The sequence below is a fragment of the Nocardia sp. PLKS1-43 genome (genome assembly GCF_059510335.1).
This window is the reverse complement of sequence record NZ_JCAJZQ010000039.1, coordinates 1-1,732: the sequence shown is the minus strand read 5'-3', so window position 1 is coordinate 1,732 and position 1,732 is coordinate 1. Positions and strand designations below refer to the sequence as shown.

The 1,732-nt window shown below is 66.6% G+C and carries 2 pseudogenes; both read right to left on the bottom strand.

The window, feature by feature from the left end:
* Positions 1-993: pseudogene (locus tag AC5WS7_RS40540) on the bottom strand (acyl carrier protein); the annotation flags it as partial.
* Between the two features lie 258 nt (positions 994-1,251).
* Positions 1,252-1,716: pseudogene (locus AC5WS7_RS40535) on the bottom strand (acyltransferase domain-containing protein); the annotation flags it as partial.
* Positions 1,717-1,732 lie beyond the last annotated feature (16 nt).

Below are 1,732 nucleotides of genomic sequence, written 5' to 3'. Positions count from 1 at the left end.
AAGCACACCCACCCCCTCAGCGAACCCGGTACCGTCCGCCGCGCCCGCGAACGCCTTACACCGCCCGTCCACCGACAACCCCCGCTGCCGACTGAATTCGGAATAGATCCGCGGGGTGGCCATGATCGTCACACCACCGGCCAGGGCCAGATCGCACTCCCCCGACCGCAACGACTGCACCGCCAGGTGCAACGCCACCAACGACGACGAACACGCCGTATCCACCGACACCGCAGGCCCTTCCAAACCCAGCACATACGCCACCCGACCCGACGCCACACTCGAGGTCTGACCGGTGCCGGAGTAGTCCTCGGATTCGGCTGCCGCGGCCTGGCTGCCATAGCCCTGGGCGATCAGGCCGGTGAATACTCCGGTCCCTGTGCCGCGCAGTTGTATTGGATCAATTCCCGCGTGCTCCAACGCCTCCCACGACACTTCCAGCAACAACCGCTGCTGCGGATCCATCACCGTCGCCTCACGCGGGCCGATCCCGAAGAACGCCGCATCGAATCCGGCGGCGTCGTCGAGGAATCCGCCCGACCGCGTGTACGACTTACCCGCCGCATCCGGGTCCGGATCGAACAGCCCCGCCAGGTCCCACCCTCGATCGGCCGGGAACGGGGAAATCACGTCCTCGGCCCGAACTACCAACTCCCACAGGTCATTCGGTGATGCGACACCACCGGGAAAGCGGCACCCCATTCCCACGATCGCAATCGGATCGTCCGGCAGCGCACGCCCAGGCGGGTCTTCCCGCCCCCGGTCCCGCACTCCCACGACTTCGTTTCGCACGTGGCGAGCCAGCTTCGCGGGCGTCGGATGGTCGAAAACGAGCGTGGACGACAGGGCCACCCCGGTGGACGCCGCGAGCCGATGGCGCAGTTCGACCGCCGACAGCGAATCGAACCCCATATCGCGGAAGACGGTATCCGGGTCGATATCGCCGGGGCCGTCGTGGCCCAGCACGACGGCAACCTCGGATCGAACCAGCTGCGACAACACGTCGTACTGTTCGTCCGCCCTCAGCCCGTGCAACCGCCGCGCCAGCGCCGACACCGGTGGCTCGGTATCCGCACCGGGCGACTCGGCAGCGGACAACGGTGCCCCGGCTCCAGCTTCGCCGATCCCGGTTACGTCCTCGAAGGCAGACCTCGGCAACCAGTACGGCCTTCGCTGAAATGCATACGTAGGCAATTCGATACGGTGTGCGTCCTGGCCGGCGAACACTTGCCGCCAATCCGGTCGCACACCACGGACGTGAGCCTGGGCGACGGAGAGCAGGAACCGGTCGAGTCCGCCGTCGCCGCGCCCGAGCGATGGAACGACCACGGCCCCACCGTCTTCGCCCGAATCACCGGCCGTGTCCTGGATACCGGCGACCAGCACCGGGTGCGGACTCGATTCGACGAACACCCGATACCCCTGCTCGCACGCGGCACGCACCGCGGTATCGAACTCCACGGTCTGCCGGAGATTGCGATACCAGTACTCACCGTCCAAACCAGCCGTGTCACAAAGGGTTCCAGTCACCGTGGAGAAGAATTCGACCCCAGAGGTACGCGGCTCGATATCCGCCAGCGCCCCGATCAACTCGTCTCGAACGGCCTCGACCCGGGCCGAGTGTGACGCGTAGTCCACATCGATCCGCCGCGCCCGAATGTCGTGACGCTCGCAGTAAGAAATCAACTCCGCCAATGCGTCCCGCGCTCCGGACACCACCACGGCCGAACGC